The organism is Planomicrobium sp. CPCC 101110 (genome assembly GCF_007859395.1).
Lineage (GTDB): Bacteria > Bacillota > Bacilli > Bacillales_A > Planococcaceae > Planococcus.
In genome coordinates this window covers 1085283-1111365 of sequence record NZ_VOHD01000003.1, presented here as the reverse complement: position 1 = coordinate 1111365, position 26083 = coordinate 1085283, and the positions used below count along the sequence as shown (strand labels likewise).

Here is a 26083-nt window from a genome sequence, read left to right as displayed (position 1 = left end):
TTGACCGGTTTTTTGTTATCAAATATTCTCTTCATTTCCGAGTGAATCTCCAAGTTGCATTGATATTTCTTTAAAATATAATTTTGACCTGGCTTTGCTAATATCCCTTCTCCAACATATCGCTGTACCCTGCCAGTAGAATCACATAAAAAAGCAGCCTCATCTTAGAGGCCGCTTTTGGTTAAAATATTCTTGGAGTCGGAGGCGTCCCTCTCTTTTTCTCAGCATCTTCATGCAAAGGGCGCGCATCTCTAGGATTTTTTTCTTGATCAAAACTATCTCCCTGATCATTCAACAAGTGTTCTTCCTCTGAGTCGCGGCCAAAAGGAGCTGGCCCTAAATTGGGGTCTACCCCAGGCGACTGCTCATCCTGCCGGCGGTTGACGCCATCTTCCCGGTTCAGGTTATCTTGGCCTTCTTTGGACAGCAGACCTGGCTCATGGTCCATAACTTTCTCTTCCGGAGCGCCTTCATCTTTAGGGGTAGCTCCTCCTGTAGGATGGATGTTTTCCCCTTTCAAGCGGGAATCTTTCAGCTTATCTCCATCGCCGGCATCGCCGTGCTGTTCTTCCCTTGGCACTTCGCTTGTGTACATTTCATCAGAATAACGGTCCTTTGAAACAGTTGAGGTAACGTCTTTATCTACTATCTTTTCATCGTTATGCTGTAAATCATCACGTTCAAGATCTCTTCCAAGCGGCGATATAGCCGTATTCCGTCCGACTTCATCACTCCGGATCACTCGGGTATCTTCAGCATATGCCGCTGAAGTACGAGATTCCCTTCCTTCAATGCGGCGATCCGTATAAAGAAGAATCGCACCGCTTTCAAGATCCCTTTGGTATGAGTCCTTCGTGGAGTCATCCAGTTCCAGTTTCCCCAATTCCGTACGCACTGCGTCTTCCCCGCTGAACATCGATTTGAATTTGCTGCCCATCGTATTCGCTTCATGTGTATGAAGGCCGCTATCATCATCGACCAAATTGATAACAGAAGAATCGTTCACAAGAACATGCAAATCATTCTCGTTGTAGCCGCGTGCCTTTAGTTCTTTAACTTTGTTGATCAATTCCTCTTGGCTGTAAAGCATTTGAAATTCATAGTTTGATTGATTCATCCATTTAACCTCCTGTGAATTGTCTTATTCTTTCTTTACCCGAACAAATGGATCGATAAAACATAATGGATGGATTAAGAAATGACGCGGCTAGGTTGCCTTGCATCTCAATAAAGGTGGTATGAAAACAGAAAACCTTTTCAGCTGCTGAAAAGGTTTTTGAACGGGAATTAATGGTTTTTAGCATTCCCCGACCTAGTTATAGCCGTATCCGGCTTTTCTATTGAAGAAAAAGTCAAGTGCTCTTCGTCTTTAACAAGCTTCGGGTCTTCCTGGAAACTCTCTCCTCTTCGGAAACGGTCTTCTTGTTCATCGTACTTGTTATCAACTGAATTAACGAACTCGTTGGTAGACGGTTCCACGCGTTGTCCTTCCCGATTGCGGAATCCGCCTTCCTCTAAAACATCCAACGGCCTTTTGCTTTCATTTTCCACGTAAATCAAGATTCCGCCTTCAGAGACATTTTCCGAATAACGTTCTGTTTCGGATTTGCTCAATCCTAGCGATTTGACCCCTTCCAGAGCTTTGCTTCCTCCTGAAAAGATGCCTTTGAACGAATCTTTGATTGCTCCGGCTTTTTCAACCTCAATATCCGATTTTTGTCCTATCACATCGAAATGGCTTTGATCCTTGGCCATTACATGAATTTTTTTTTCATCATATCCTTGTAATTTTAATTCGTTAATTTTAGATATAGCTTCCTGTTCTGAATATACAACAGCAATTACTTGTTTCTCTTTTTCCATAAGTAAAACCTCCAATTAGGAATCGGTATGTTCCATTTAATACCCGTAATTGAAGTTTACTTAAACGTAAGTCAGAGTCCCTTCAATTTCATACGAACAATTAGTACATTGGAAATAATAAAAACCTCTTGTTAAATTTACCATTACGTACATATAATATAAAAAAGAGCATTTGCAACAGCGGACGATATTCTTCTCTTTGAATGCTTTTATGATTTCATCTTTCATCAGATTTTCAAAGTCTTACCTATAAACAATCTTTAAACGTTTAAACTAGGTAAATTTTACTTTTTTTCTAAGTTTGAAAATTTAACCATATAAAAGGCAGTATATTTCGAAAATTGATGATATTATGAATGAAAGATTCCCATTAAAAGCATACTATGAAAAACGGGGGCGAAGAAAATCGTACTCAATAAACCTACTTTTTCTTATCTTTCAGAAAAAAAAATATCCTCAGACAGTAACTCTCCTACATGGATGATTGACGTACTGCCCATGCAAATGGAAAGGAGAGAATCAATGGAAATAGGATCAAGGCTTAAATATCATCGGTTGAAAAAGAGAATGAGCGTAGAAGAACTGTCATCAAATATCCTTCCTGTGCGAGAGTTGAAAAAAATAGAGGCTGGAGCAAAAGCCCCTTCTTTAAAGGACTTGGAAGCTTTATGTAAAAAGTTGGAAATCTCGTTAGCTCCGAAAGACAATCCTATCGGGAAAGTATTAGTGAAGAATTTCAAGTCTTCATTATTGCATCCGCAAAACAAAGGTAAAATTATGGAACAGTATGCTGATATCCACGACCATCCTCTTCTTCATGTGGATGAAGATATCGAGCTAGAGTACTCCATTCAACAAATTCGTTATTTTATTATTACTGGTGATTTAGATAGCGCTGATGAAAAGATAAAAGAGATGGAACGATTTAAAGAATTCATGAATCAAGAACAATTCTATTTGTTCCATAAGTACAATGGAAATTACAACTATATCTTAAATGATTATGAACAAGCTTTAAAAACCTATTTATTGGCTGAAAAAATTGCTCCTCCTTCCCTTGCCTCTTCCGAATCAGGAGATTTATATTATTCTATTGGCCTTACAGCTACACAATGCTGGGAGTTTAGCTTAGCTTACAAATACTCAGAATTGGCATTAAAAATCTATCAGCAAGAGTTTATACCAAAGCGAATTGCCGAATGCCACTTGAATATAGCAATTAATGAAAGAAGAGTTGGTAACTTTAAAACTGCAAAAGAACATTATAAACATGCACTTACAATTGGACAAAAGTTAGATAATGACGTTTTAAAATTTAGTACCGAATATAATTATGGTTATTTTTATTTTCAGTTTCAAAACTTCGAGTTAGCAATTGAACATCTTGAAAATGCATTACAATTTATACCAAAAGAATATACTGCAGATGTTTTGTTAGACTATTGCATTTTAATAAAATGTTACATTGAATTAAATAATTATGATGCCGCTAATACAATGCTAATAAAAGGACAAGAGATTATTAAAGAGAAAAACCTTACTTTAGACACTCCTTCAAATAGTCTATTTAAAGAAGTCTACATTGAATTTATGTGCCTGTACTACTTTGTTCAAGAAAATTTTGCCGATTTCGAAGATTTTCTACTAGGAAAATTGATTCCCATACTTGAGAACCATAATAAATATTTTGAAATAGGTTTTTATTATGGACATTTAGGTAATACTTACATTAAACTTGGTGAGTATGAGAAATCTGCACTAATTTTAAAAGAAGCTACAAAGGCCTACAAAAAGTTAATGACATTTAATGAGGAGTGAAAGAAATGAAAAAGTTTTTAATTTTATCATTAGCTAGCTTGGTTACCGCCTCTGGTTTAGTTGGAGCGGGTTATTCCCAAAGCACGGAAGTTGCTGAACGCCTTCCTGATCCTTGGGCTTCAAAATACGAAGTTGCTGAACGCCTTCCTGATCCTTGGGCTTCAAAATACGAAGTTGCTGAACGCCTTCCTGATCCTTGGGCTTCAAAATACGAAGTTGCTGAACGCCTTCCCGATCCTTGGGCTTCAAAATACGAAGTTGCTGAACGCCTTCCTGATCCTTGGGCTTCAAAATACGAAGTTGCTGAACGCCTTCCCGATCCTTGGGCTTCAAAATACGAAGTTGCTGAACGCCTTCCCGATCCTTGGTCCTCTAAAAACTTCACAGTTTAATGCAGAATTCAAAAACCAGTCGCTCCTTAAAAGGAGCGACTGGTTTTTTAGTCTTTCTTCTCGTATCCCGGTTTCCCAAGCAGTTCGAACATGTTTTGTTTGTACAGTTCTACTCCTGGCTGGTCAAATGGATTTACGCCAGACAAATATGCGCTCATTGCACATGATTTCATGAAGAAATAAATCAAGTAGCCTACATGATGGGCATCAATTTTCCCTACGTCCAAAGTGATAACTGGAACGCCGCCTTCAACATGAGCTAACGCTGTTGCTTCTAACGCTTGCATATTAACTTCATGCAATGTTTTATCAGTTAGATAATTTAAACCGTCTTCATCATTCTCATCGAAAGGAATTTGGGTCTGTTGTTGGTCTTCCGTAAAACGGATCATCGTTTCAAATAACATCCGACGTCCATTTTGCATGTATTGCCCCATTGAATGCAAATCGGTCGAGTAAACTACCGATGCAGGGAAAACCCCTTTGCCTTGCTTGCCTTCGCTTTCGCCGAACAATTGCTTCCACCATTCATGGAAAGCGCTCATTGAAGGCTCAAAGCTCGCAAGAACTTCGACAGAGAATCCGCGGCTGTTTAAAATTTGACGGTAAGCAGCATATGTATATGCCGCATTTGAAGACAACTCAACTGTCTGCATCTCTTGCTCCGCTTGTTCCGCGCCTTTCAGCAGCGCTCTGATATCAACTCCTGCCACCGCTAATGGCAACAAGCCTACTGCAGTTAACACAGAATACCTTCCGCCGACATCGCCAGGTATGACAAAAGAGGTATAACCGTTAGCATCAACGTTTTTGCGAAGCGCCCCGCCTGTCTTATCCGTTGTGGCAAAGATTCGCTCTTTTGCCTCTTCGCCATATGTTTCATACATCCACGTGCGCAGCATTCTAAAAGCAATTGCCGGCTCCGTAGTCGTGCCGGACTTGGAAATAACATTCAAAGCAACGTTTTTGCCCTTAATATAAGTTAAAAGGTCTTCCATATACTTTCCGCTTATGTTCTGTCCGGCATAAATAATTTCAGTTTCGCCAAAACCGAACGAGGAACTAAGCAATTCGTTGACAGCTTTTGTCCCTAAATACGAACCGCCGATGCCGATCACTACTAAAACATCTGCCTTTTCCCGTATTTTTTGAGCTGCCTCTTCAATTCTCGTTAGCTCCGCTTCATCCATTTGAGATGGCCAATCCAACCATCCAAGATAATCCGACCCTAAAGCTGTTTTGTTATGCATTCTTTCATGCGCAACTTCGACAAACGCTTGCAATGCTGTCAGCTCTTCTTTTTCCACAAATCCTTTTACGTACTTATCATTCAAATCTACCGTTTTTATGTGGACCACCGCCTTTTTTTTAGTCACTTTATTTTACCATGAGTTGCCATAAGCAATGAAAGTTATTTACTCCACTTATAAAAAATAAAAACCGATTCCCGCAATGAGATATGCAACTGCTAAGGGTAAGCCCTTAAACCAGCAGCAAGTTTCCAAAACCTAAACCGGCAAGAGAAGCTAGCACAACTTTGGCCACCCCGCTTTTGACGCAAAAATAAATAATCAACTCTAAAAATGCCAATAATCTTATTTCTCAACCCCCTTCTAAAAAGCCATAGTACTTCATCCCCAGCTTGAAAGTTCATTAATAAAAAAAAGCCCATAAATCTGTGGACTTTGTAAATTTACGATTCAATTGGCGAAAAAATTCATATTAACATTTTGCTATAAAATGTTTCCAGCTGGTTCGTGCCTATAAACCCCTAAATCAACTTGGCCATGCAGATTGACCTTTACCCCTTCTTCTTCAAGAAGGGCACGCTGGGCATAGCGGGCCTCTTCATCAGCGAGCACTATTGTTCCTTGTGCATTGACTATCCGGTGCCAAGGAAGTCCATGTTTCTCACTCATACTGTGCAATAGCCTCGCAATTTGCCTAGCCCCTCGTGGGCTTCCTGCATATTTTGCAACTTGGCCGTAAGTCATGACTTTTCCAACTGGCACATTTTGTATAATTTGTATCGCTTTTTCTGTAAACGGCTGCATATTATTCCAATCCTTACTTTTTAAAATGCTTTAAATCCTTAAGACTCAGCTGATGGTTTCAATTCATCTATCAATGCGCCATCACGATAGTTGATTACAACATTCTTACTGAATTCGTATAATGGCAATTTGGCTGTTTCAAGTGCCAACCCTTCACTTTTATAATGAAGATATTTATAATAATCGACTGCCTGGTCAATCGCTTCTTCTAAACCTTGAAGCGTTTTTTCGCCTTGACGAGGATGTCGGTCCGACTCATTTTTTTTTGCTTCCTCGGCATAAAGAGACTTGTAATTCCCTATATTTTCAACTGTTCGATCAAATAACATCTGTCTTCTTTCGAACCGGTAATGTTTACGCCAATAAACAAAAATTTCTTTGGCAATCCCTAATTTTTTGGCTCCTGAAGAAGCATCCAATCCCTCGATTACACAAGTTTCATACATGATTTTCCTTAACGATTTTTTATTTTCCCTCTCTAGTAATCCTTTATATTGCAAGTATCTCATATATGTACCTCCCAGGCATTATATTAGAATTTTCTATTGAATTTTCTGAATTCATCCATATTTATATCGCTTGGCCAAATCTGTTTCTTTTGAAGAAGACAGCCTGTTGTAAACTGGGATGTTATGGATGCATTGCCCGATATAGAATAGGCTTGGTTCCATATTGCTTAATTCTCGTTTGATTTGCTTTTTGAATTCATCGTCTTCTTGAAAATCGCTGCCTAAGTGAAAGGAAGAGAAGCAATTATCCCCCCCCATTCTGCAATTGTTGAGAGCAGGAGCTTCCATGCTCCTTCAGCTTCTTGGTTAGCATTATCGCCTTCACAATGCTGATATATCGTATCGCCCAAAGCTAGTACATAACATGCAGAAACCAGCTTTTCATTATGATAAGCTCCGAACAAGTGTAAATTAGGTCCTATTGAACTCACAAGCGCTTCAAAATAATCATTGGTAAAAAAATAATAGCTGTCAGCTTCTTCCCTTTTTCTTGCTGTTGAATAATACAGGACAAGAAAGTCAAACATGTGCCTGACGGTTCCAAGTTTTTTTATGACTATCGGGCTGCTGTTTAAAGCATTAGAAGAATCGTTTTTGTTTACAACCTTTTTGTCGGTCTTTTTTAGATTCATGGTATATGTAGTGTATATAGGATATAAAGTTAAATAGTCTTTAAAAAAGGAAGCATTATTGTTCAGAGGATGAAATCGGATAAGTTCTGCAATAATTTTTTCCTCCAAACAAAATTTTGTGAAAGCCTTTCTGAAATTTCCTATTAGGTTGACAGCTTCTCCTTTAACATCCAGCAAAGGTCCGCCATAACCATATGGAGTAGTGATATCAAAGTAAGTAGTATCTTCTTCATCTATTGATCTTTTGATAAACGGATAAGCAACTTTCCCATCCTTATCTTCATAATAAAAAAGCAGAGGTTCACCAGGATCCAGTTTGATGGCACTCAAAAAATACTGGGCTGTATAATAAATGTCGGAAAAATTGAACAAATCCAATATTTTTTGCCACCGTACGTGCTCACGTACGGACACTAGCTCGTACATACTCTTCACCCCTGATTTCAGCTGCGTTATCATTTAAAGACGGTTTGCAAATTTGCTTCTTCGCCTTTCTTTTTTCTTTTTCTTTTTAGCCCATACTTATTGTTTTTCAATGTCGTATTCAACATCTCGATGATGAAGGCAATCAATATTCCGACGATAAGTCCGAAGGCCCCTGCTAATCCAAGGCCAAAAATCAGATTTTCGTCCAGTGAGGAATCAACAGTTTCCTCGGATGCTTTAGCAATAATCATTAAATTGTTTACTCCCAACCATTCTATTAACTTTTCCTGTAATATGCTGGTCAATGAATTGGCGATTTCCACCGCTTCTTTGCCATCACTACTGCTAACTATAATATTCAATACCTGTGAATCTGATGCTTGCGTAATAGTAATCAGATCCTTCAGCTCATGCATGGTATAACCGAGACCCAACTTTTCGATGGTTGGCAAAAGAACTTCTTCGCTTTTTAAAAGGTCTCCATAAGCGTTTATGATTTGGGGATTTGCCTGATCAATTATCACATCTCTTTCTGCTAGTTCTGCGGCCGGATCTTCCATCAAAATTTGAGTAGTAGCTTGAAAATCAGGCGTTATGACAAAAACTAGGAGAAGCCAAACCGTCATTATTGAAAGAACAGTAACGGAAAGAATCAAATCCAATCTCTTTTTCAAGTTTTTCAAGATATTCAAAATGCCTACTTCTTCATTCATCTGGGATGCCTCCTTCTGAAAAGCTTTCAGTTTGTTATCATTTCTAAAAATTCAGATAATTGTAGTTCCTTTATATCATATATTTTTAGTTCGTTCTACTCTTTTCCCAAAAAAAACTAATGTTTTTTCATTTTTAATAAGCATATAGTCTGCTAATATACTTTCTTTTTCAAGTCATATAGCTAAGGTAAGTACTTATAACTATTTTTTTCTTTTTATTATTTTTTTTCGCTGTAATCGCAGTTGGCTATCTGCTTGGTTTTTCTGTAGCCATTTCACAGAAAAAGCTATTTAATTCTTTATAATTAATACTTTTTTACTATTTTCTAAATATTCTGTATTCATAATGGAATTCTTTCATTTTTATTTTTCAATAGTTAACAAAAAAAGACCCCTTTCTCAAATGAGAAAGGGGTCTTTTTTATTCTTTCCATAATCCTATAATGCCGTTTCGCCGATAGATAATTTTATGGTCTTCCAATGTTTTTAAAATTTTTGATAAGGTCTGGTGAGGCATGTTAAGATCACTTGTTATTTCTTTAATGGTTTTGAACAACACGCCTTCTCTTGTGGCATTTTTCATGAAATATCGCATAAACTTTTCACCTAAATCTGCTATTCGTTCCGATTCTGCAGAAAAGCACTCTCTACATATATCTATGGTTTTCGTCTCTGAAAAAGGCAAATAGCTGTAATCGTTCTGCCGCTTAGTTGATATCATTCAAATACCTCCTATTTTTTTACTTTAAAAGAAATTCTTATTTACATATATACCCACAGATACTATGAATATACGTAAAAAGTGAAACTAATCTAATATTTCTAATAATCTTTCATTACTGCTTTTTATTTTAGACACTAAAAAACCGCCCCTTTCAAGGGACGGCTAAACTTTATTGTTCCATTGCTTTTTCGATGAAGTCTTTTAACACGTGAACCCCAGCTACACAATCATTCAAAGATGACCATTCTTTCGGATTATGGCTGATGCCGTCTTTGCTTCTTACAAAGAGCATAGCCACTGGTATGTGCCGGCCCAGAATCATGGCATCATGTCCGGCTCCGCTCGGGATATAAGTCGGCACAATATCAAATTTCTTCAAAGAATCAGCAAGTCCTGCTTGCAGCTCTTTGTCGATAGGGACCGGTTGGATTTTCGTATTTTGCTTGATGTTCAATTGGACTTCATGCTTAGCAGCTGTCGCCTGTGCTTCCTTTTCAATCATTTCCAGCAATTGGTCCCTGGGCTCCTCATATATATCGCGGATATCTACATGCAGTGTCACTTTTTCAGGAATGACATTGATGCCATTCGGTGACACTTCAAGTTTACCGACAGTAGCTACTGCCGTTTCGCTTACTTGTTTAGGGAAATCCGGAATTTTTGATATGAAATCTGCCGCCGCTACTAGAGGGTCTCTCCTGCCGATCATCGGAGTATTCCCGGCATGCCCGGCTTCTCCAATAAATTCCGCTTCCAGCCAAGCCGGCCCTGCAATCCCACTGACAATTCCAACAGGCTGATCTGCTTTTTCCAACTTCTTGCCTTGTTCTATATGGACTTCCACAAACAGCTCCAGCTCGTTGATATCTCGCTTCGCGTCTTTAAACGCTTGCAGAGAACTGCCGTAATGCAAAAGCACCTGTTCCAATGTGTCTCCATTGTAATCACGCAACTGGGCCATTTCTTCTTCGCTGACCGCACCAGTCATTGCACGGCTTCCACTCAATCCGCTATTGAACCGGGAGCCTTCTTCATCAGTAAAAACAATGACTTCGTACGGTTTTGGCGGCACATACCCTGTCTCTTTCCATGCCTCGGCCACTTCCAACGCCGAAAGCACACCGAGCGGCCCGTCAAAATTTCCGCCGTTAGGGACGCTGTCTACATGCGAACCAGAAGCGATCGCCTTTTTGCTGCCACTTTTTCCGGCAAGCCTTCCTTTGACATTTCCCGCTCCATCTTCCGTGACCGATAAACCTGCTTCAGCCATCCATGTCTTCACAAGTTCTTTCGCCATTTTTTCTTCATCTGATAAACCGGGCCGCCTTACTCCGCCCACTTGTGTATAGCCGATAAACGACAATTCGTAAAGGCGTTTTGCTAAGCGTTCTCCGTTGACTCCTGAATGGCTCAACCCGCTGTTGTATTCTTTCATCAAATCTTCATATACCGGATTTGTTTCGTTAGAAGCCATCATGTCCCTCCTGTTTGGTCAAGTAAGCCCAAGCATACTGGGCATAAAGTTCAGCACCGGTTTCCAGTGCTTCCTCGTCAACGTTGAATTTGCCATGGTGGTGCGCCCATTCCGTATCTTTTTCCGGATTGCCGCTGCCTACAAGAGCAAAACTGCCCGGCACTTCATCCAAGTAAAAGGAAAAATCTTCCCCGCCCATTGTTGGCTTTTCATCATACAAACGGTCTTCGCCAAATGCTTCAACTGCGACTTGCTGTACAAGTTCAGCGCTTTCGGTTCCATTGATGACTGCCTGCGTCCCTCGCATATATTCCAATTCGGCCGTTCCCCCGTAAACTGAAGCTGTATGGTCAGCATAAATTTGCAGCTGTTTTTCAATATGGTCGCGGACCTCTGGATCGAAACATCGCACAGTGCCTTCAATTTCCGCATTTTCAGCAATCACATTAAAACGTGTGCCGACAACCATCTTTCCAACTGTTATTACTGCCGGTTGTGCCGGGTCGATTGTCCGGGAAACTACAGACTGTATATTCATGACGAACGATGAAGCGATGACTGCTGCATCAATGCACGCTTGGGGCATCGCTCCGTGCCCGCCTCTGCCTTTAAAGTTCACTTTGAAAATATCAGCTGATGCAAAAGACGGACCAGGTGAGCAAGATACGCTATGGGTTGGTGATTGGGACCAAATATGGATGCCGAAAACATTATCGGCGCCTTCTACAGCTCCCTGCTCCACCATCGCTTTGGCTCCTGTTGCGACTTCTTCCGCCGGCTGGAATATGAAACGTACAGTACCTGGCAGATCTTCTTTCACTTCCGCCAAAGCTTTGGCAGCAGCCAGAAGCATGGCTGTATGTGCATCATGCCCGCACGCATGCATTTTTCCTTTTTCTCCGGATTTGTATGGCAAGTCTTCATTCAACTCTTCCACTGACAAAGCATCCATATCTGCACGGAGCGCTACAGTTTTGCCAGGCTTCCCGCCTGCCAGTTCCCCGATGACACCTGTAGGTTCTGTTTTACGGCATTCAATGCCGAGCTTCTGCAAATACTCATACACATACTGCGAAGTTTTGTATTCTTCCCATGATAATTCAGGCTCACTGTGGAGTTTTTGGCGGATGCTGATCATTTCTTCGCTATTCTCTTTTACCACTTTTTTTATTGTTTCATTTATCAAGTTATATTCCCTCCCGTTTTATAAGAAACCGACAAAGATACCTGCAAGAACGACAGATACGATAGTAACGGTGATGAATCCGGCAACTAGCATTGGAGGCAGCATATGGCTCATCAATACTTCGCGCTCTCTTGCGTCTTTTGTTAAGGAATTAATGACTTCTACGGTAATGATATAGTCAGCCGGAAAACCGTACAAGGCCGTCAAAGATACCGCAAATGCCATCTCTTTGCTTACTTTCAGAATCTTCCCCATGATAAAGGAAAAAACATACATGCCTGCAACGCCGATAACGATACAAGCAATAAGCGGATAGACGATATCAAGCATCATGCTCGGTGTAGCATTTTTCAAACCATCGAAGATGAACAGCAATAACCCCATAATCGCGAATCCAAAAGCATTCGCCTTTTGCAGTGGATGACGCTCCAAAAATCCGATGCTGCGCCCGATTACCCCAAAGAACAAACAAAGGACGAACGGGCTGATTTCAACCACAGGCGCTAATAGCGTAGAAACTAGATAGGCTAAATAACCGACAAATGCTAAGCGGGTAAATTTGAAAAAGTCTGTGTTGTACTTTTCTGGCATCCTTGCGAACATTTTCGGCTCCCGCACTTCCTGCTCAGGGGTTGCGGGCTGTTCTTCAACCAACTTCCGCTCCGTCAGTTCATTGTTGCGGTATTTTTTCAGCAAGCTTTTGCCTTCTTTTTTCAGCATGATAGAAGTCAGCGGATATCCGGCGAAACCTTGCATAACGTAGATGACAATTGCAAAGACCGCCAAAGTCGGCAATCCGGCAGCTTCCGCTCCTTCCGACATGATCAAAGCCGAAACTACACCGCCAACCAATGGCGGAATCGCAACTACAACCGTTTGGAAGTCGAACAGCAGTGTACCGATACTGAATAATGCTGCTACAATACCAGCAATCCCTGCCAGTGCAATTAGAATGGTTCTCCACTGAGCTTTTAGCTCGTTAAGCGATAATAACGTACCCATATTAGTGATCAATAAATAAATTAGGAGCGTTGCTACCGCAGGCGGAACTCCCGCCAATGAAACGATGTCTGCCGGAAAGAATGTCCAATATCCTATCAAGAACAAAATAGCACTTATGAACATGGATGGAATCCATGCCCGCGTTCGGACAGAGACAAGTTCCCCAATAAATAAAATTAAGACCAAAATCGAAAAAGCTAGCATCGGAGCCATTTTTTCTTCCTCCTCTTTCCCATGACTGTTTTCTATTTTCTTCACTTTTTTCTATTGTGGTAAAGTGATTGAATAATAATATCACAGTTAAGTTTCTTTATAAATAGAATAAAATGACAATTTAGAAATCATGGTATATTATGAATCCTATACTAACTTATGAAACCGTTAACAAACGCTATATATTGCATATTTATGAGATGAGGATTTTTTTTGAAACCGTGAAATATTTTTAAAAATATTCGTCTTTTCTTTATTCGGCTCTTTCAGCGTTTACGGATTCTATCTTAGAGGTACGTGAATTAGGATAATAATTTATTTGAAGGAGGAGTTGCAAGGTGGAAGGAAAACACTATATTAACGGGGAATGGTCAACTTCAGGAAACGGGGTCATTGATGTCACGAATCCGGCAACCGGGGAAAAATTCGGCACGATTCCGAATGGCGGCGAGGAAGAAGCGACCGCTGCCGTTGAAGCAGCCTCAACCGCTTTTACCGCCTGGTCGAAAACTACAGTCTATGAACGCGCGTCCCTTTTGATGAAATGGCATGATCTTTTGATAGAGCACAAACAAGAAGTGGCCGAAATCATGACCAAGGAAATGGGGAAACCTTTGGCCGAATCGATTGGTGAAATCGAATACTCCGCTTCTTTTATATCCTGGTTTGCGGAAGAAGCAAAACGTTCTTACGGGCGTCTTGTTCCAGCAACAAAAGAAGGTAAACGGATTCAAGTCTTGAAGCAGCCGGTCGGTGTTGTCGTATCCATCACACCATGGAACTTCCCTGCAGCCATGATGGCGAGAAAAATGGCGCCTGCTTTAGCTGCTGGCTGCACATTTGTTGCAAAACCTGCAAAACTGACCCCTTTGACTGCAGTTCGCATGTATGAACTTGCAGAAGAAGCCGGTTTTCCAAAAGGCGTCATCAATCTTGTGACTGGCAGTGCCAGCAAAATCGGCAAAGTTTTCACAAGCCACCCCGCTGTCCGCAAACTGACTTTTACAGGTTCTACTGAAATCGGCAAAGAACTGATGAAACAAAGTGCAGATTCCATGCTTAATCTCTCTTTGGAACTTGGCGGCCATGCACCAATCATTGTTTGCGATGACGCCAACATGGATCTGGCGGTTGAAGGTGTCATGGCGTCGAAATTCCGGAACGCCGGCCAAACCTGTGTCTGCGGCAACCGGATTTATGTCCAAAAGAGTATTGTGGAAGAGTTTTCGAAACGGCTGCAAGAAGCGGCTGCCAAATTGAAAGTCGGCAATGGCATGGACGAAGGCGTTCAGATTGGTCCGCTTGTTGACCAGGATGGATATGAAAAATCGGAACGCCATGTTCAGGATGCGGTCCAAAAAGGCGCAAAAGTTCTAGTGGGCGGAGACGGCAAAGCTGAAAATGGCGCTTTTTTCTACAATCCGACTGTACTTGTCAACGCCACTCAGGATATGCTCGTCATGAATGAGGAGACATTCGGGCCGGTTGCACCGATCATGGCATTTGATACCGATGAAGAAGCGATACGATTAGCGAATGACACGCGCTTTGGACTCGCAGCTTATTTCTTTACGGACAGCCTGTCCCGCGGAACTTATATCGCCGAGAATCTGGAATACGGCATTGTCGGCTGGAACGACGGCGCCCCTTCCACTGCACAGGCTCCTTTTGGCGGGATGAAAGAAAGCGGCATCGGCCGCGAAGGCGGACAGGAAGGATTGGAAGCTTTCCTGGAAACCAAATATGTTTCCATCAAATTATAAAAACTGCACAAAAAAGGTACAGGAAATCTATTCCTGTACCTTTTTCTATGGCTTTACATAACTTTTTCGCTGATTTGTATACCTGAAGAAGCCGGCTGGGTTACAAGGCATTCGTAGTTAGGAAATTCCTCTTTCAATTTATCCCCTATTTCTTTTTCCTGCCCTTTTGGAACAGCAATGAACAACGAAGGGCCGGCTCCGCTGATGGCCGATCCATATGCCCCGTTTGCCTGGCATGCGTTTTGGATTTTGTCAAAATCGATGAACCTGCCTTTGCGGTATGGCTCATGAAACTCATCTCTTTGCATCATTTTGCCTGCCTTCTCCCAGTCTCCTTTTGCAAGTGCAGCTGATAGCACATTGCTCGCTGCACTGCCGCGAACCGCCGCCGGATATTCCAGCGAAAGCGGGAGCAGGCTGCGTGCCTCAGCCGTCAGGAACTGCTCTGGCGGCACAAGGATAATCACACCGATTTCCGTTTCCGGGATGTGCACTATTTCCAGTTCTTCCCCTTCAAAATAAGAAATCGTCAGGCCACCAAGAAAAGATGCGGATATATTATCCGGATGCCCTTCCATTTTACTGCCGATCTTCACCTTTTCCTGCATCGGCATACCAAGGTCCAATAAGCGGTCTGCTATTTCTATTCCAGCCGCAATAGCTGACGCGCTGCTTCCAAGCCCCCGGCCGAGCGGAATGTCTGTATCGACCAGAAGTCTGGCAGCCGGCAGCTGACGGCCGGCTTGCCGGGCTGTCATTTTTGCAGCTTGCAGGATCAAATTATCCGAAATGCCGGATAGCGTCTGATAGTCTTTTTGCTTATATTCGATGGACCATTCATCGGCATTCAAAACATCAACCGTCAAATGCAAATCAAGCGCAAGGCCGATAGAGTCAAACCCTGGCCCGAGGTTAGCGGTCGAAGCTGGGACCGTTACTGAAAACTCTTTCCAGCTCATAGCTTGACGCCTTCTTTTAAGGATTGCCAAAAACGCTCCATGTCTTCAGGGACCAGCTGCGCTTTGTGTTCATTTACCGAAATGGCGGTTTCAGGGTCTTTCAAACCATTGCCTGTAAGTATGGCGACTACGGAAGCCCCTTTTTTCACCTTGCCGCTTTCCACTTGCTTTTTCAACCCCGCAATCGAAGCGCATGATGCAGGCTCCGCGAAGACCCCTTCGTGAGAAGCAAGCAATTGATAGGCCTCCAAGATTTCTTCGTCTGTAACAGCCAGAATCGAACCGTCCGACTGATCCAATGCATCAAGCGCCAGCTGCCAGCTCGCTGGGTTTCCGATCCGTATGGCTGTAGCCACTGTTTCCGGATTTTCCACAACCGCATTGTTGACGATCGGAGCTGCTCCAGCGGCTTGGACACCCAGCAATGATGGGCGTTTCCCGCCGTATTTATCGGCGTATTCAGTAAAGCCTTTCCAGTTGGCAGATATATTGCCGGCGTTGCCGACCGGAAGCGCAAGAACATCCGGTACGCTTCCGAGCTGGTCAATGATTTCAAAGGCGATTGTTTTCTGACCTTCCAAACGGTAAGGATTAACAGAATTGACTAAGGCGATGCCTGCTTCTTGTCCAACTTCACGGACCATTTTCAATGCTTCGTCAAAATTGCCTTTGATCGCTAAGATTTCCGCTCCGTACATTTTTGCCTGTGCCAATTTCCCGAGGGCGATGCGCCCTTCCGGAATGACGACAATTGTCCGCATCCCCGCTCTGGCCCCGTAAGCTGCCGCGGAAGCGGAAGTATTGCCAGTTGACGCACAAACCAGAATCGTTTTCCCTTCTTCTTTCGCTTTTGCGACCGCCATGACCATGCCCCGATCCTTGAAAGATCCGGTAGGATTGGCGCCCTCTAACTTCACATGGAGATTGATGCCCCATTTTTCGGATAGTTTTTCCAGATGCACCAGCGGCGTATTGCCTTCCTGCAAAGTCAATGCAGGCGTTTTTTCCGTTACCGGAAGCCATTCTTTATACTGTTCAATCAATCCCGGCCAATTCATATAGAACTCTCCCCTTCGATTCGGTAATGGCTGATTACGCTTGCCAAGCCTTTGATATCGTTAATAACGTTTAGATGCTGCTCACGCGAAATCTTGTGAGTCAGCAACACAATCTCTGCCTGACCATCTTTTTCCACAGGATGCTGCATGACCGATTGAAGGCTTGCTCCGTGCTTGCTGTATATCGCCGTCAGCTGTGTTAACACGCCGACTTCATCGTTGACGAGCAAACGATGCAAGTATTTGGCGAAACGGAACTTCTCTTCTTTTATGATAAGGGCATGCTGGGCCGCATGCAATCGTTTGCCATTCACTTCAAGCAGAAGATTCCGGCAAGCCGCAATGATATCGGAAACAACAGAAGTAGCTGTAGGAAGCGAGCCGGCGCCTGGTCCATATAGCATCGTCTCCCCTACCGCTTCACCGTATATGTATACAGCATTAAACTCATTATTGACAGAAGCGAGCGGGTGCAAATTCGGCAGGAGAATCGGCTCGACAGCCACTTCAATGCCATCTTCGTCTTTTTTCGAGGATCCGACCATCTTGATCGTATAGCCGAATCCTTCAGCGATTTGAAGGTCGCCCGCCTGAATTTCCTTCATGCTCCGGACCAGCACATCTTCTAAACCGACTTCTGTTGAAAAAGCAAGAGAAGATAAAATGACCATTTTGCGGGCTGCGTCCCATCCGTCTACGTCGGAGGAAGGGTCTGCTTCTGCAAAACCAAGTTCGGTAGCTTTCGCCAGCGCTTCTTCATAGCTCATATTTTCCTGTTTCATTTTTGTTAAGATGAAATTTGTGGTGCCGTTGACGATGCCCATCAATCCGGCAATCCGATCTGATGCCAAGCCATCCTCTAAAGTCCGGATGATCGGTATGCCGCCTGCCACACTGGCTTCGTAGAACAAATCGCATTTTTGTTCATCAGCTAATTTCAGCAACTCGTGGCCGTGTTCAGCCATGACGTCCTTATTAGCTGTGACTACTTGCTTGCCTGCACGCAACGCACTTTCAATCGCTTGTTTTGCTCCATCCATGCCTCCCATCACTTCCACAATAATATCCAAAGAAGGATCATTTAGCACTTCTTCAATATTATCGGTGAAAATGCTTGAATCCAAGGGGGAAACCCGCTCTTTCGTGGTATCCTTAACTAGAACTTTTTTGATGGTGACTTGGGTCCCTAGTTTATGGCGCAGATCTTCCTGATGCTGTTGCAGAATTGTAGCCACTCCGCTGCCGACCGTTCCCAAACCTAATAATCCGATTGAAATCTCATTGTGCATTGACGACTCCTCCTAAACTTTGTACACTGTGTAAATACAGTTGTTTGTTGCATAGAGACATTATAGTATTGTCTTCCAATTAAAACAACCCTTAAAGAATTTACATGATGGGATTTGATATGATGAAAGTGTGCAAATTTGGCGGAACTTCTCTTGCAAGTGCTCAACAGCTCGAAAAAGTCGCAAACATCATCCGTAAAGACAAATCCAGAAAAATTGTTGTCGTATCCGCTCCGGGAAAACGGTACGATGGCGACACAAAAGTCACTGATTTGTTGATCACTCTTTCTTCTGCTGCCCTTGCAGGCGCAGATATTGACGGACCGCTTGCCAAGGTTCTGGAAAGATACAAGCAGATTACAGATGAATTGGGACTTGAAGATGGCGTCATGGCTACGGTCAAACAAGATTTTCTCGAACGCCTTTCTTCAGACACGTCCAATCCTGTGCTGTTTTCCGACCGTTTGAAAGCGGGCGGAGAAGATAATTCAGCAAGAGTGCTCGCAGCTTATCTTAATGATATGGGAATGGGCTCGGAGTACATAAATCCACAGGAAGCCGGGCTTCTGCTTTCCGATTTTCCTGAACGGGCACGGGTGTTGCCTCAATCTTACGGCCGTCTGGCTTCTTTGCGACAGAAAGAAAGCATCTGCGTTTTCCCGGGATTTTTCGGTTTCACAGAAACTGGAGCCTTGCGGACATTCGAACGCGGCGGTTCCGACATTACTGGGTCGATTCTAGCTGCAGCTGTGAAAGCCGAATTATATGAAAACTTTACAGATGTCGATTGCGTCTTTGCGGCAAATCCGAAAATCGTTGAAAATCCAATCGAGATCCAGCAAATGACATACCGGGAAATGAGGGAACTTTCCTATGCCGGTTTTTCTGTTTTTCATGACGAAGCACTGATGCCGGCTTTCAAAGAAGCCATACCGGTATGCATCAAAAACACAAACAATCCTGATGCTCCTGGCACAATGATTGTTGCCGAAAGAAGCCATTCCCAAAATCCTGTTACTGGCATATCGGCCGCCGACGGATTTTCGACTCTTTATGTCAGTAAATATTTGATGAACCGTGAAATCGGATTCGGGCGAAAGCTGCTGCAGATCCTTGAAGACGAAGAAATCTCTTACGAACACATCCCTTCAGGAATTGACAATCTTTCAGTCATTTTGCGCAACCATCAGCTGGCTGCCGATAAAGAAGAACGGATCATAAACCGGGTGAAAACCGAATTGGAAGCAGACGATGTCCATATCCGCGGAGGATTCTCCATGGTGGTGCTTGTCGGAGAAGGCATGAATCATACAGTCGGGCTTGCTGCCCGTGCCACTGATGCCATAGCCCGGACTGGCGCCAACATTGAAATGATCAATCAGGGATCGTCCGAAGTCAGCCTTGTATTTGGTGTTTTAAAGCACGATGAAGAGAAAATTCTTAAAGAATTATATAAGGAATTCTTCTCTCCCGCTTATATCCATTGATAGCCGTTTGAGTTTTTTCTCAAACGGTTTTTTTCTGCCTTTTAACCTTTCTGGTTATCAGAAAATTATGATATCATGAAATCATTCTGAAAGGAGGAGAAAGAATGACAGGAATACTGAAGGCGAATCCAAAATTGTATGTTATGGACAATGGCACACTGAGCATGGACAAGAACTATTTGATTTCCATGCATAATCCGGCAAGCGTCGAAAACCCTAATCCGCCTAGCGAAATGGTGACTTTTCCAGTCTATACGGTACTGATCGATCATCCCGAAGGCAAAATACTGTTTGATACAGCATGCAATCCAGAAGCAATGGGCCCCAACGGCCGCTGGGGAAAGGCTACTCAATCCCTGTTTCCAATAGACATGCCGGAAGAATGCTATTTGCACCACCGTTTGGAAGAATTGAATGTCCGGCCGGAAGACATCAAATATGTCGTAGCTTCCCACCTCCACCTAGACCACGCAGGTTGTCTCGAACTTTTCACCAACGCAACAATCATTGTTCATGAAGATGAACTGAATGGAGCTCTGCAGACTTACGCCCGCAACCAGAAGGAAGGCGCTTACATATGGGGCGATATCGATGCCTGGATTAAAAACAATCTCCAATGGAAAACCGTCAAACGGACTGAAGACGGGCTGAAGCTGGCAGAAGGCATCCATCTGTTGAATTTTGGAAGCGGCCATGCTTGGGGCATGCTCGGCCTTCAGATCAATATGCCTGAAACTGGCGGTATAATCCTGGCATCCGATGCCATTTATACGGCTGAAAGCTATGGTCCTCCAATCCGGCCGCCAGGAATTTTATACGATTCTGTCGGTTACAGTTCCACCGTGGAGAAAATCCGCCGAATCGCCAATGAAACAAACTCGGATGTCTGGTTTGGCCACGATGCCGAACAGTTCAAGGGGTTCCGGAAATCGACAGAAGGCTATTACGAATAACGGAGGTAGGAATAGATGAGTTTCTCTAAACTGGTTTTTGCCCCGTTAAGTTATACGGGATGGGGAGCCCTTGAACAGCTCTTGCCGGAAGTTGGAAAATACGCCCCAAAGAAAATTCTAGTGGTAACAGATCCCATGCTTGCCAAGATCGGTTTGACCGACCGGGTGACTGGCCCTTTAAAGACCGGGGGCTACGAAGTGACGGTCTATACCGAAGTGGTTCCCGAACCGCCGCTTGAAACAGGAGAAAATTTAGTGACGTTCACCCGCAATAACGGATTTGATATGGTCATCGGAGTTGGCGGGGGCAGTGCGCTCGATTTGGCGAAACTTGCCGCCGTATTGGCGACGCATGAAGGTAAAGTCGCTGATTATTTGAATTTGACTGGCAGCCGCAGCGTCGAAAAAAAAGGGTTGCCGCTAGTTTTAATACCAACCACTTCCGGCACCGGTTCAGAAGTGACCAACATCGCAGTGCTTTCTTTGGAAACGACAAAAGATGTCGTGACGCATGATTTTTTGTTGACTGATGTTGCCATCGTAGATCCCGAGTTGACTGTTTCGGTGCCGCCTAAAGTTACGGCAGCCACCGGCATTGATGCTTTGACCCATGCAGTTGAAGCATATATTTCCGTCAATGCAAACCCTGCTACTGATGCATTGGCGCTGCAGGCAATCCGCTTGATTGCACGGTCGCTCCGAAAAGCGGTTGAAAATGGCGAAGATAAGCAAGCCCGGACCGACATGAGCCATGGCAGTTTTCTTGCCGGCCTTTCATTTTTCAACGCTGGAGTTGCGGGAGTCCATGCGCTCGCCTACCCGCTCGGCGGGCAATTTCATATAGCGCATGGCGATTCAAATGCCGTTCTTTTGCCATATGTTATGAGCTATATTCGCAGAAGCTGCGAAACGCGTATGGCGGACATACTGGATGCTTTGGGAGGCAATTCCAGTTTTCTCTCTGATGCAGAAGCATCATACAAATGCGTCGATGAATTGAAACGCATCGTCCAAGATGTTGGCATCCCTTCAACTTTAGCGGGTTTCAAAATCCCGGAAACCGCTTTGGACAGCTTGACTGCTGATGGCGTCAAACAAAAACGGATTCTGGCCAGAAGCCCTCTTCCTTTGCTTGAAGCCGATATCCGCAAAATTTATCAATCCGCTTTTGACGGAGTCCCTACTGAACCTGATTGAACTGGAAAAACCCCGGATTTCTAAGAAATCCGGGGTTTTTTACGTCCAATTGTTTACAACTGGGCCTTCTTTTCCGAAAACCGGATCATTTCCAGGCAATGGTGCATCTAAAATGGATTCCAATACATCGGGACGGTCCTCCCGATCTCCTGTCTTAAGATCCGGCTCAGCGCCGTTTGGATATGCACCGACTACTTGGAAATCATCGCTGCCTGAGAGCTTTTTATGTCCAGTGCCGGCGGGCAGCACGACAACATCCCCTACAGAAAGATGGAAAATCTGGCCAGACTCCCCGCCTAATTGAATTTCGGCAGTCCCCGATTTCACCCCTAGCACTTCATGCGTATTGCTGTGGTAATGGTGGTAATCAAAAACACCGTTAGTCCAGCTGTTTGTCCAATTATTTTGATTGAATACCGATTCGATTCCTTCAGGATTTCCTTCAAAAGCTTTCGGATAAAGAATCACTGGAAGGGTCGGGTTGTTTGGAATGTTTCCGTCGTCTTCAAAATGATGAAACTTGGCATTTTCCATTTTCAACTCACTCCTTTTCATATAGAAGGTTTACCCGGGTTATGCCTGATAAAACAAGAATATCTTAGCGGCATCCCTACAAACCTGTAAGCTTTGCAAAATCTCAATGACTTGGAAATTCCATTAAGAAAGAGGTATTACCGGATGAAAAGTAGAAGAGTCCTTTTGAATGATTCATACACGGAGGTGCTGAGCTTGGAACCATATGTACTGGACTTCAATGAAATTGATAAAAGGCATCTGTCTTCCGTCGGGGGCAAAGGGGCGAATTTAGGAGAAATGGCAAAAGCAGGTTTTCCGGTGCCCAGGGGATTTTGTGTGTCGACCTCAGCTTACCGCAGCTTCCTTCAGGCCAGCAATGAGATGGAAGGATTTTTCGATCAACTTGAGCGGCTTCAATATGACGACCTGCAGCAAATCAGTCAAGTGGCCCGGCAAATCCGCGAACACCTTTCTTCGTTAACCATGCCCGATCTTATCGAAGACGCCATTTTGGCTGCTTGGCGCTCAATCGGAGAGCATAAATATTATGCAGTCCGTTCCAGCGCGACCGCGGAAGATTTGCCGTCCGCTTCGTTCGCCGGCCAGCAAGATACATTCTTGAATGTTATAGGGCAAGAACCGCTTTTAAAAGCGGTTCAAAATTGCTGGGCTTCCTTGTTCACCGACCGAGCCGTTTCTTACCGGACAAAAAACGGATTTGGACACCGCACCGTCTTTCTTTCGGTTGTTGTACAGGAAATGGTGTTTCCTGACGTGTCCGGTATCCTGTTTACCGCAGATCCTGTTACTGGCCATCGCCACACCTTTTCCATTGACGCGAGCTACGGCCTTGGTGAAGCGCTCGTTTCAGGGCTTGTCACCGCTGATTTTTATCAGGTACACAACGGACGGATCACCAACAAACAGATTTCAAAAAAAGAATTGGCGATTTACTCATTGCCGGGAGGCGGGACAATCACACAGCCTCTCAACTCTGAACAACAGGAAGCACAAGCATTAACTGATGGACAAATTTTGGAACTCGCTGCTATCGGCAAGCAAATCGAAAATCACTATGGGTCTGAACAGGATATTGAATGGGCTTTTGCAAACAATCAATTTTTCATTCTTCAGAGCCGCCCTATTACGTCGTTGTTTCCTTTGCCAGCAGTCTCGGATTCGGATTTTCATGTTTTCATCAATTTTGGCTATATCCAGATGATGACGGCGCCAATGAAACCTTTGGCGATTTCGCTGCTCAGCAATGTAACAGATTTCTTGGTGCCTACTCCCGCAAACGCTGCTGAACGGATATTACGCGAAGCGGGAGGCAGAGCTTTTGCTGATTTCAGCAAAGCCTTATCCCTCCCCCCTATGCGCCGGCGAATTTTGAAGCTCCTGCGCGGCATGGACACGGCCATGGCATCCGCGTTGGCTGAAACTGCCAGCCGGATGGAATTCCAGCAGATAACTGTGCCAAAAAAAGCTATTGTCCGAACGGTATTTAGAACAGCCCCATATGTTGTTCCAGTAATTTTTAAAGCGGCCAATAATCTCGCAGCCACAGATCCAACAAAAGCGGATAAGAAAGCTACTGCCTTCATCAATCGAAAAGTGAAAGAACACGAAAACATGTTGGCCATGCTGTCAGGAACCGAGCGCATCCGTTTTATCCGGCGCAGTATGCGCAACATGTTCCCGGATGTCCTTACTAAGATCGTGCCCTATATTATCGCTGGAATGCTTGCGTCTGCTAGACTTGAAAAAAAACTGAAACAGAAATTCGGAGATGTTGAAGCTGCAGCCCTTCTCAGTGAACTGTATAAATCGCTGCCTGCCAATGTAACTACTGAAATGGGGATTGAACTTGGCGACTTGGCCGACGAAGCAAGAACCCACCCCGAACTGCTTTACTTCCTTGAAAACATTGATAAAGGAAATTTTTACAGGTCGCTGAAAGATGTTCCGGGCGGATATGAATTCCAATCCAAGCTGGCTCGTTTTATAGCCAAATACGGGTCACGCTGTGCAGGTGAGATTGATGTCACGAAACCGCGATGGGCAGAAGAACCCGCCCAGCTCGTCCCTTTCATCATCAGCCATATCCATACCACCGCTCCCGGTGAACACCGCAATAAGTTTTATCAAGGAGAACTGGCCGCAGAAGAAACTGGCCGGTACATTCTTTCGAAATACAGCTCTATAGAAAAAAGATGGATGGCGAGGCTGCTGAAGGTTTATCGAAATTTGATGGGCATGCGCGAGCATCATAAATTTGCGCTTGTCCGGCTCATGTATCTGTACAAACGCGCCATGCTGGCAGATGCCGGTGTTCTTGCAGAAAAAGGCGTTCTTCAAAAGCCGGAGGATGTTTTTTATTTGAGTTTGGAAGAATTTATCTTACTGCTTGAAAACAGCAAAGCCATGCTGAAAAAAGGCACAATCGAAGCTCGGGAAAAAAAGCATCAGTTAGACCAGAACTTGCACTCCCCCCGCATCTTGACAAGCGATGGGGAAATGCTTAATGGCAGGCCGGCTCAGTTGGAGGGGCAAAAAGGGGCTTTGATCGGCTCGGGTGTTTCCGCCGGCCTTGTCGAAGGGCCAGCGAGAGTTGTTTTGCATCCGGAAGACGCCAATCTTAACCCCGGAGAAATCCTGGTAGCCCCTTTCACCGATCCCGGGTGGACCCCGTTATTCACATCAGCAGTCGGATTGGTCACTGAAGTTGGCGGCATGATGACGCACGGCTCTGTTGTAGCGCGGGAGTATGGCATTCCGGCTGTGGTCGGCGTTGATGGGGCGACCCAGTCCATAAAGGACGGCGACCGGATTCGCGTGGATGGAACTCACGGTTTTGTGGAGATTCTTAATACGGACTCTCCCCAATAGCCTCCGCCGCCCGCTCCCCTTCAGGAAACAGAAGCGCATTTTTCAATGCAAAAAAGGCTGCTGATCCCAATTCTTCTCAGGGTCAGCAGCCTTTTTCTATGCCATTTGTTCAATAATGCTGTATTTCTAGACCCCGGAATAGGCGAGAAATCCTCCGTCAACCGGCACTGTTACACCGGTTACAAATCGGGAATAGTTTTCATCCAATAACCAGAGCATAGTGCCCACTAAATCCACTGGTTCACCAAACCGTTTCATAGGTGTGCTTGCCATGATTTTTTCAGATCTTGGCGTCAATGACCCGTCCGGTCTGGTCAGCAAGTCTTTGTTTTGGGAAGTCAAGAAAAATCCAGGTGCAATTGCATTCACACGCAAGTTTTGCTCAGCAAAATGAACTGCCATCCACATTGTAAAATTATTGATGGCCGATTTGGCTGCACTGTAAGCCGGCACTTTCGTCATTGGCGAATAAGCGCTCATGGAAGAGATATTAAGAATCACAGGAGCTTCCCGCTTCAGCAATTCTTTGCCAAACACTTGGCTTGCAAGGAATGATCCAGTGAAATTGCTTGCAAACACTCTGGAAAAGCCATCTTCTTGCAAATCGAAAAATGATTTGCCGGCAGCTTCATCATCATGGATCTCGGTATCCGTAATGGCATCAGGATGATTTCCTCCTGCCCCATTGATCAAGATGTCGATTCGGCCATAAGCATCCAGTATTTGCGCTTTTGCGCGTTCTAAAGACGTTCGGTCCAACACATCAGCGGCGACCGCTAAAGCTTCCCCGCCCTGTTTTTGAATTTCTTCCGCTACAACCTGGCCTTTTTCTTCTGTCCTGTTTAATATTGCAACTTTTACGCCTTGAGCTGCAAGCTGCCTCGCCATTTCCGAGCACAAAACACCGCTTCCGCCCGTAATGACAGCCACTCGCCCGGCGAGATTTTCATGAGAAGAAAACATAAG

23 protein-coding genes are annotated in these 26083 nt (G+C 44.0%); 7 read left to right on the top strand and 16 right to left on the bottom strand.

Annotated features, from left to right (window positions below):
• Positions 1-181: 181 nt before the first annotated feature.
• Together FQV30_RS05400 and FQV30_RS05395 are read right to left on the bottom strand one after the other, a co-directional pair.
• Complete coding sequence (locus FQV30_RS05400) at positions 182-1117, bottom strand: YflT domain-containing protein (RefSeq protein WP_146499084.1); 936 nt, start codon at positions 1115-1117, stop codon at positions 182-184.
• Positions 1118-1287: 170 nt separating this feature from the next.
• Positions 1288-1863 (bottom strand): YflT domain-containing protein, encoded by a 576-nt coding sequence (locus tag FQV30_RS05395; protein ID WP_146499083.1) that lies wholly within the window; start codon positions 1861-1863, stop codon positions 1288-1290.
• Positions 1864-2385: 522 nt separating this feature from the next.
• Between FQV30_RS05395 and FQV30_RS05390 the strand changes: the two genes are divergently transcribed.
• Positions 2386-3681, top strand: coding sequence for a helix-turn-helix transcriptional regulator (locus FQV30_RS05390; protein WP_146499587.1), 1296 nt, complete (start codon positions 2386-2388; stop codon positions 3679-3681).
• Positions 3682-3686: 5 nt separating this feature from the next.
• Entirely contained in the window at positions 3687-4073 is a 387-nt protein-coding gene (locus FQV30_RS05385; protein ID WP_146499082.1) for a hypothetical protein, read from the top strand.
• Between the two features lie 47 nt (positions 4074-4120).
• Here the strand turns inward: FQV30_RS05385 and FQV30_RS05380 are convergent, their stop codons facing one another.
• The 9 genes from FQV30_RS05380 to FQV30_RS05340 all read right to left on the bottom strand — a co-directional run bounded on the left by FQV30_RS05380 (position 4121) and on the right by FQV30_RS05340 (position 13006).
• Positions 4121-5422 carry a glucose-6-phosphate isomerase gene (locus FQV30_RS05380; protein WP_146499586.1) on the bottom strand — a complete coding sequence of 434 codons (1302 nt, stop codon included), beginning with the start codon at positions 5420-5422 and terminating at the stop codon, positions 4121-4123.
• Between the two features lie 384 nt (positions 5423-5806).
• On the bottom strand, positions 5807-6127 hold the full coding sequence (locus FQV30_RS05375) for an MGMT family protein (protein WP_146499081.1): 321 nt from the start codon (positions 6125-6127) through the stop codon (positions 5807-5809).
• A gap of 38 nt (positions 6128-6165) precedes the next feature.
• Positions 6166-6636 (bottom strand): hypothetical protein, encoded by a 471-nt coding sequence (locus FQV30_RS05370; RefSeq protein ID WP_146499080.1) that lies wholly within the window; start codon positions 6634-6636, stop codon positions 6166-6168.
• Between the two features lie 221 nt (positions 6637-6857).
• Positions 6858-7694 (bottom strand): GNAT family N-acetyltransferase, encoded by an 837-nt coding sequence (locus FQV30_RS05365; RefSeq protein WP_255473319.1) that lies wholly within the window; start codon positions 7692-7694, stop codon positions 6858-6860.
• A 29-nt stretch (positions 7695-7723) separates the two neighbouring features.
• Positions 7724-8407 (bottom strand): YveK family protein, encoded by a 684-nt coding sequence (locus tag FQV30_RS05360; protein ID WP_146499079.1) that lies wholly within the window; start codon positions 8405-8407, stop codon positions 7724-7726.
• A gap of 421 nt (positions 8408-8828) precedes the next feature.
• Positions 8829-9128 carry a replication/maintenance protein RepL gene (locus FQV30_RS05355; RefSeq protein WP_146499078.1) on the bottom strand — a complete coding sequence of 100 codons (300 nt, stop codon included), beginning with the start codon at positions 9126-9128 and terminating at the stop codon, positions 8829-8831.
• 172 nt (positions 9129-9300) lie between these two features.
• Complete coding sequence (locus FQV30_RS05350) at positions 9301-10605, bottom strand: M20 family metallo-hydrolase (RefSeq protein ID WP_146499077.1); 1305 nt, start codon at positions 10603-10605, stop codon at positions 9301-9303.
• Entirely contained in the window at positions 10595-11743 is a 1149-nt protein-coding gene (locus FQV30_RS05345; RefSeq protein WP_370512369.1) for an amidohydrolase, read from the bottom strand. The genes FQV30_RS05350 and FQV30_RS05345 overlap by 11 nt, the downstream gene beginning before the upstream one ends.
• A gap of 66 nt (positions 11744-11809) precedes the next feature.
• Positions 11810-13006: a hypothetical protein gene (locus FQV30_RS05340; protein WP_146499075.1), complete on the bottom strand. Its 1197-nt coding sequence runs from the start codon at positions 13004-13006 to the stop codon at positions 11810-11812.
• Positions 13007-13344: 338 nt separating this feature from the next.
• Between FQV30_RS05340 and FQV30_RS05335 the strand changes: the two genes are divergently transcribed.
• Positions 13345-14769 carry an NAD-dependent succinate-semialdehyde dehydrogenase gene (locus tag FQV30_RS05335; protein ID WP_146499074.1) on the top strand — a complete coding sequence of 475 codons (1425 nt, stop codon included), beginning with the start codon at positions 13345-13347 and terminating at the stop codon, positions 14767-14769.
• A 53-nt stretch (positions 14770-14822) separates the two neighbouring features.
• Here the strand turns inward: FQV30_RS05335 and thrB are convergent, their stop codons facing one another.
• From thrB to FQV30_RS05320, 3 genes are read right to left on the bottom strand one after another with little or no spacing between them, the layout of a single operon-like run.
• Complete coding sequence (thrB, locus tag FQV30_RS05330; RefSeq protein ID WP_146499073.1) at positions 14823-15728, bottom strand: homoserine kinase; 906 nt, start codon at positions 15726-15728, stop codon at positions 14823-14825.
• Positions 15725-16786: a threonine synthase gene (thrC, locus tag FQV30_RS05325; protein WP_146499072.1), complete on the bottom strand. Its 1062-nt coding sequence runs from the start codon at positions 16784-16786 to the stop codon at positions 15725-15727. The genes thrB and thrC overlap by 4 nt, the downstream gene beginning before the upstream one ends.
• Positions 16783-18075: a homoserine dehydrogenase gene (locus FQV30_RS05320; RefSeq protein ID WP_146499071.1), complete on the bottom strand. Its 1293-nt coding sequence runs from the start codon at positions 18073-18075 to the stop codon at positions 16783-16785. The genes thrC and FQV30_RS05320 overlap by 4 nt, the downstream gene beginning before the upstream one ends.
• A gap of 122 nt (positions 18076-18197) precedes the next feature.
• On the opposite strand from FQV30_RS05320, the gene FQV30_RS05315 reads away from it, so the two are divergent.
• From FQV30_RS05315 to FQV30_RS05305, 3 genes are all read left to right on the top strand, one after another.
• Positions 18198-19562 (top strand): aspartate kinase, encoded by a 1365-nt coding sequence (locus FQV30_RS05315; RefSeq protein ID WP_146499585.1) that lies wholly within the window; start codon positions 18198-18200, stop codon positions 19560-19562.
• A gap of 104 nt (positions 19563-19666) precedes the next feature.
• Positions 19667-20515, top strand: a complete 849-nt coding sequence (gene ahlS / locus FQV30_RS05310; RefSeq protein WP_146499070.1) for an AhlS family quorum-quenching N-acyl homoserine lactonase — start codon at positions 19667-19669, stop codon at positions 20513-20515.
• 15 nt (positions 20516-20530) lie between these two features.
• Positions 20531-21712, top strand: coding sequence for an iron-containing alcohol dehydrogenase (locus tag FQV30_RS05305; protein WP_146499069.1), 1182 nt, complete (start codon positions 20531-20533; stop codon positions 21710-21712).
• Positions 21713-21751: 39 nt separating this feature from the next.
• Here FQV30_RS05305 and FQV30_RS05300 read toward each other — a convergent pair whose 3' ends face one another.
• Positions 21752-22246 (bottom strand): cupin domain-containing protein, encoded by a 495-nt coding sequence (locus tag FQV30_RS05300; protein ID WP_186725533.1) that lies wholly within the window; start codon positions 22244-22246, stop codon positions 21752-21754.
• Between the two features lie 144 nt (positions 22247-22390).
• Between FQV30_RS05300 and FQV30_RS05295 the strand changes: the two genes are divergently transcribed.
• Complete coding sequence (locus FQV30_RS05295; RefSeq protein ID WP_255473317.1) at positions 22391-25117, top strand: phosphoenolpyruvate synthase; 2727 nt, start codon at positions 22391-22393, stop codon at positions 25115-25117.
• Positions 25118-25243: 126 nt separating this feature from the next.
• On the opposite strand, the gene FQV30_RS05290 is transcribed toward FQV30_RS05295, so the two are convergent.
• Positions 25244-26080 carry an SDR family oxidoreductase gene (locus FQV30_RS05290; RefSeq protein ID WP_146499067.1) on the bottom strand — a complete coding sequence of 279 codons (837 nt, stop codon included), beginning with the start codon at positions 26078-26080 and terminating at the stop codon, positions 25244-25246.
• Between the last annotated feature and the right edge of the window lie 3 nt (positions 26081-26083).